4 protein-coding genes are annotated in these 5,924 nt (G+C 72.4%); all 4 read right to left on the reverse strand.

Annotated features, from left to right (window positions below):
• Positions 1–328: 328 nt before the first annotated feature.
• Complete coding sequence (gene obgE, locus ACFV1J_RS40155) at positions 329–1,765, reverse strand: GTPase ObgE (protein WP_385866934.1); 1,437 nt, start codon at positions 1,763–1,765, stop codon at positions 329–331.
• Between the two features lie 234 nt (positions 1,766–1,999).
• The gene (gene rpmA / locus ACFV1J_RS40160) at positions 2,000–2,257 is read right to left on the reverse strand and encodes a 50S ribosomal protein L27 (RefSeq protein ID WP_360943144.1); all 258 of its coding nucleotides are present in this window, start codon (positions 2,255–2,257) and stop codon (positions 2,000–2,002) included.
• 14 nt (positions 2,258–2,271) lie between these two features.
• A complete protein-coding gene (rplU, locus tag ACFV1J_RS40165; RefSeq protein WP_384596624.1) occupies positions 2,272–2,592 on the reverse strand; it encodes a 50S ribosomal protein L21 in 321 nt (106 codons plus the stop codon).
• 235 nt (positions 2,593–2,827) lie between these two features.
• A partial coding sequence (locus ACFV1J_RS40170) for an Rne/Rng family ribonuclease (protein WP_385866936.1) occupies positions 2,828–5,924 on the reverse strand: 3,097 nt, incomplete at its 5' end.

A 5,924-nucleotide genomic window follows, 5' to 3' on the forward strand; every position in this document is an offset into this window, starting at 1 on the left:
CCCGGGGCCCGCGCTTTGTGCTTTGGCCTTTGTGCGTTGGGCTTTGGCCTTTGTGCGTTGGGCTTTGGCCTTTGTGCTTCGGGCCTTGCGCTTTGGGCTTGGACTGCGCTGCCGCTTGGTTTTTTCCCCGCCGCCCACCCCCCTTCGGGGGGTGGGCGGGTACATGTGCGCGGGTTACCTGACGTGGCCGGTTCTCCCCGCCTCACGCGTACGGGATTCCCCGCCTCACGTGCACGGGATTCCCCGCCTCACGTGCACGGGTTCCCCGCTTCGGGTCCTTAGGACGGCCGGTCCTTAGAAGAACGGCCGTCCATAGAGCAGCCGGTCCCTAGAACGGCCGGAAGCCCTCGTACTCCTGGGCGGCCTCGTCGCGTTCCGCGTCGCGGTCGCGGCGGCGCTGGGCGGCCGGGCGGGGCGCCTCGAGGCGGTGGTCCTCACCGCGCCGGCCCAGCATCTCCGCGCCGGCCGTCACCGACGGCTCCCAGTCGAAGACCACCGCGTTGTCCTCCGGGCCGATCGCCACGCCGTCCATCGCGCGGGCGCCCGCCTTGAGGAGCGCGGCCTCGACGCCGAGGCGGTTGAGCCGGTCCGCCAGGTAGCCGACCGCCTCGTCGTTGTTGAAGTCCGTCTGCCGCACCCAGCGCTCCGGCTTCTCGCCCCGTACGCGGAAGAAGCCCTCGCCCTCCTGCGTGACCGTGAAGCCCGCGTCGTCCACCGCCTGGGGACGGATGACGATCCGCGTGGCCTCCTGGACGGGCTTGGCGGCGCGCGCCTTGGCGACGATGTCGGCCAGCGCGTACGACAGTTCCTTGAGGCCCTGGTGGGCGACGGCCGACACCTCGAAGACGCGGTAGCCCCGCTCCTCCAGGTCCGGCCGGATCATGTCGGCCAGGTCCTTGCCGTCGGGGATGTCGACCTTGTTGAGGACGACCACCCGCGGCCGGTTCTCCAGGCCGCCGTACTGGGCCAGCTCCTCCTCGATGACGTCGAGGTCGGAGACCGGGTCCCGGTCGGACTCCAGGGTCGCGGTGTCCAGGACGTGCACCAGCACCTCGCAGCGCTCGACGTGCCGCAGGAACTCCAGGCCCAGGCCCTTGCCCTGGCTGGCGCCCGGGATCAGGCCGGGGACGTCCGCGATGGTGTAGACCGTGGCGCCGGCGGTGACCACGCCGAGGTTGGGCACCAGCGTCGTGAACGGGTAGTCCGCGATCTTCGGCCGGGCCGCGGAGAGCACCGAGATCAGCGACGACTTGCCCGCGCTCGGGTAACCGACCAGCGCGACGTCCGCGACGGTCTTGAGCTCCAGGACGATCTCCCGGGTCTCCCCCGGCTCGCCGAGCAGCGCGAAACCGGGCGCCTTGCGGCGGGCGGAGGCCAGCGCGGCGTTGCCGAGGCCGCCGCGGCCGCCCCGGCCGGCGACGAAGGTGGTGCCCTGGCCCACCAGGTCGGCGAGCACCTCACCGTTCTGGTCGAGCACGACCGTGCCGTCCGGGACCGGCAGGACCAGGTCCTTGCCGTTCTTGCCCTCGCGGTTGTCGCCGGCACCGGGCTGGCCGTTGGTGGCCTTGCGGTGCGGGTGGTGGTGGTAGTCGAGGAGGGTGGTGACGTCCTGGTCGACGACCAGGATCACATCGCCGCCGCGGCCGCCGTTGCCGCCGTCGGGGCCGCCGAGCGGCTTGAACTTCTCCCGGTGAACGGAGGCACAGCCGTGGCCTCCGTTACCCGCGGCGACGTGCAGCTCGACGCGGTCCACGAAGGTGGTCATGGTGGGGTGCCTCCATATGAGCGGGGTGGTCTGGGTACTGCGTACTACGGGTCCTGCGTGCTACGGGGCCGCCGCGGGGGCCGCGCAACTGCGGGGAGCAGCGCGGCACCTACGGCAGCGAGGGCGCGTACGGCAGCGGTGTCTCTGTCGTAACACGCAAGGGCGGACCGGCCTTCCCGCTCGCGCAGGAAAGGCGGTCCGCCCCTAGTGGTGCTGTGTGACGTCCGGCCGGAATTACTCGGCGACCGGGACGATGTTCACGACCTTGCGGCCACGGTGGGTGCCGAACTGCACCGCACCGGCCTGCAGGGCGAACAGGGTGTCGTCGCCGCCGCGGCCGACGCCCGAGCCCGGGTGGAAGTGAGTGCCACGCTGGCGGACCAGGATCTCACCGGCGAGGACGGCCTGACCGCCGAAGCGCTTCACGCCGAGCCGCTGAGCGTTGGAGTCGCGACCGTTCCGGGTGGACGATGCGCCCTTCTTGTGTGCCATGTCTCCTCAGTCCCTTACTTCGCCGGGGCGTCGATGCCGGTGATCTTCAGCGCCGTGTGGAGCTGGCGGTGGCCGATCCGCTTCTTGTAACCGGTCTTGTTCTTGTACTTCTGGATCCGGATCTTGTTGCCCTTGTGGTGGTCCACGACCTCACCCTGGACCTTCACGCCGGCCAGGACCCACGGGTCGCTGGTGACCGCGTCACCATCGACGACCAGCAGCGTGGAGAGCTCGACGGTGTCGCCGACCTTGCTGGTGGAAATGCGGTCAACCTCGATGACGTCGCCGACAGAAACCTTCTGCTGGCGTCCGCCGGTGCGCACGATCGCGTACACGCGGAACTCTCTTTCGCTAGAAACGGATCCTCTGATGCCAGCCGCTCTCACGGGCTCGGGACGTCCCGTGGAATCCGATCGGACGAGCGGCCTCCCTCGGCGGACCGAGAGGTAGTTGCTCAGAAGGTGTGGTGCCCTGAAGTCTCAGACACCGACGGTCAAGGTTACGGGGCCTTGACCAGGGGGTCAAACCGGCCCCGGGCCGCCGTGACGGCCCGGGGCGGGTTCGTGACGCTCAGTCCTCCGTCGAGGAGGACACCGACGCGACCGAGGGCTGCTCGGCGGCTGCGGTCTTCTTGGCCGCGGCCTTCTTCGTCGTCGCCTTCTTCGTGGTGGTCTTCTTCGTCGTGGCCTTCTTGGCGGTGGTGGTCTTCTTCGCCACCGTCTTCTTGGCCGTGGTCTTCTTCGCCGCGGCCTTCTTGGCGGTGGCCTTCTTGGCCGTCGCCTTCTTCGCGGTCTTCTTGGCCACGGCCGCCTCCGGCTCGGCCGCCTCGGCACCCTCGACGGGCTCCGCGGACACGGCCGGCGCCTCGGCCGGCTCCGGCTCGGCGGCCGGCGTGGCGATCACCACGGTCGCCGCGGAGTCGTCGGCCACCTCGGGCGAGCCCGCCGGAGCGGTCACCTTACGGGTCACCCGACGGCGCGGACGGGCCGGCGCGGGCTCCGGGGCCTCGGCGGCCGGCTCCGGCGTCGCGGCCGGCTCCGGCTCGGCGACCGGCGCGGGCGCCGGCTCGGCCGGCAGCACGATCGCGGCGGCCTCCTCGGCGGCGGCCTTGGGGGCGCCCGCCGGAGCGGACACCTTCCGGCTCACCCGGCGGCGGCCCCGCCCACGTCCGGCAGCGGCCTCGGCCTCCGCCGGGCTGCTGAACCACTCGTCGGCACCGGCCACCGTGGGCTGCAGCTCGGCCTCCGTCACGGCCACCGGCTCCAGCTCGGGCGCACCGCCGTCCGGGCCGGGCTCGGCGGCCTCGACCTCGTGGACGTGCGGGGCGGCCTCGACCGGCGCCGCCTTGCCCTTCTTCTTGCGCTTGCCGCCACCGCCGACCGTCGTCGGCTGCTCCATGTGGACGATGACGCCCCGGCCGTTGCAGTGCACGCACTGCTCGGAGAACGACTCCAGCAGGCCCTGGCCGACCCGCTTGCGGGTCATCTGGACCAGGCCGAGCGAGGTGACCTCGGCCACCTGGTGCTTCGTACGGTCCCGGCCCAGGCACTCCAGCAGGCGCCGCAGCACCAGGTCGCGGTTGGACTCCAGCACCATGTCGATGAAGTCGATCACGATGATGCCGCCGAGGTCGCGCAGCCGCAGCTGGCGCACGATCTCCTCGGCCGCCTCCAGGTTGTTCCTGGTGACCGTCTCCTCCAGGTTGCCGCCCTGGCCGGTGAACTTGCCGGTGTTGACGTCGACCACGACCATCGCCTCGGTCCGGTCGATCACCAGCGAGCCGCCGCTGGGCAGCCAGACCTTGCGGTCCAGCGCCTTCATCAGCTGCTCGTCGATCCGGTACGTCGCGAAGACGTCGACGTCCGAGGTCCACTTCTGCAGCCGGTCGGTGAGGTCCGGCGCCACGTGGGCGACGTAGCCGTGGATCGTCGACCAGGCGTCGTCACCGCTGACGATGACCTTGGAGAAGTCCTCGTTGAAGATGTCGCGCACGACCCGGACGGTCATGTCCGGCTCGCCGTACAGGAGCGACGGCGCGCTGGAGCTGCTGCTCTTGGCCTTCTTCTGGATCTCTTCCCACTGGGCCTGCAGGCGCTGGACGTCGCGCGCCAGCTCCTCCTCGCTCGCGCCCTCCGCGGCGGTGCGGACGATCACGCCCGCGTCCTCGGGCACGATCTTCTTGAGGATCTGCTTCAGCCGGGCCCGCTCGGTGTCCGGGAGCTTGCGGCTGATACCGGTCATCGAGCCCTCGGGCACGTAGACCAGGTAGCGGCCGGGCAGCGAGACCTGGCTGGTCAGGCGGGCGCCCTTGTGGCCGATCGGGTCCTTGGTGACCTGCACCAGCACCGACTGGCCGGACTTCAGCGCGGTCTCGATCCGGCGCGGGCCGTTGGCCATGCCCAGCGCATCGAAGTTGACCTCACCCGCGTACAGCACGGCGTTGCGGCCCTTGCCGATGTCGACGAAGGCGGCCTCCATCGACGGCAGGACGTTCTGCACCTTGCCGAGGTAGACGTTGCCGACGTAGGAGGTGGCCTGCTCCTTGTTGACGAAGTGCTCGACGAGCACGTTGTCCTCGAGGACGGCGATCTGGGTGCGCTCGCCGCTCTGGCGGACGACCATCACCCGCTCGACGGCCTCGCGGCGGGCGAGGAACTCCGCCTCGGTGATGATCGGCACCCGGCGGCGGCCCTGCTCGCGGCCCTCGCGGCGGCGCTGCTTCTTGGCCTCCAGGCGCGTCGACCCCTTGATCGACTGCACCTCGTCCGCGCTGGTGCCCTCTTCCTTCTTGCGGGGCTCACGGACCTTGACGACCGTGCGCTCGGGGTCGTCGGCGTGCCCGGCCTCGACATCGGCGGGCTCCCCGCTGCGACGACGGCGGCGACGGCGACGGCGGCTGCTGCTGGTGCCGGCGGCCGACTGCTCGCCCTCGGCGTGCTCCTCGGCCTCCTCGGCGGACTCCTCCTCGGCGCGGCCGGCCTCCTCGGCCTCCGCCTCCTCGGCGGCTTCCTCGGCAGCGGCCTCGACGGCCTGCTCCTCGGCGCCCTCCGCGGCCTCCCCGCGGCGGCGGCGACGGCCACCACGGCGACGGCGGCGCGACGGACGCTCGGCGAACTCGTCCTCGGCGTGGCCGGCCTCCTCGGCCTCGGCCTCCTCGGCGGCCTCCGGCTCCTCCACGGGAGCGGTGACGACCTGCTCGGCCTCGGCCGGGGCGCCCCGGCGACGACGGCGCCGCGCGCCGGCCGGCGGCTGCTCCTCGGCGGGCTGCTCGGCCTCGACGGCCTCCTGGCGCGCCGCGGCATGGGCAGCGGCGGCGGTCTCGGGGGTCTGGAACATCGGTTCGGCGAAGACCGGCGCCTGGAAGACCGCGGTCGGCGGCCGCTGGGCACGGCGACGGCCGCGCGCCGGCGCCTCCTGCGCGGGCTCCTCCTCGGTGCGCGGCGCCTCGGCGGCCGGCTCCGCGGCGCGCTCGGTGGCACGGCGGCGGGTCCGGCGGCGCGGGCCCTCGGTCTCCTCGGCGGCGGCCGCGGCGGGCACCTCGGCCTCCGGCGCGGCTTCCCCGGCCGGGAGCGGCGCCTCGACGGGCTCCTCGGCCGCCTGGGGGGCACCGGCCGGAGCGGTGGCCTTACGGGTGGCCCGGCGACGCGTACGAGCCGGCTTGGCCTCG

Source organism: Streptomyces sp. NPDC059649 (genome assembly GCF_042734445.1).
GTDB lineage: Bacteria > Actinomycetota > Actinomycetes > Streptomycetales > Streptomycetaceae > Streptomyces.

Excerpts from the sequence above, each read along its gene's own strand:
- obgE (WP_385866934.1), bottom strand. The coding sequence starts at position 1,765 with ATGACCACCTTCGTGGACCGCGTCGAGCTGCACGTCGCCGCGGGTAAC.
- rpmA (WP_360943144.1), bottom strand. The coding sequence starts at position 2,257 with ATGGCACACAAGAAGGGCGCATCGTCCACCCGGAACGGTCGCGACTCC.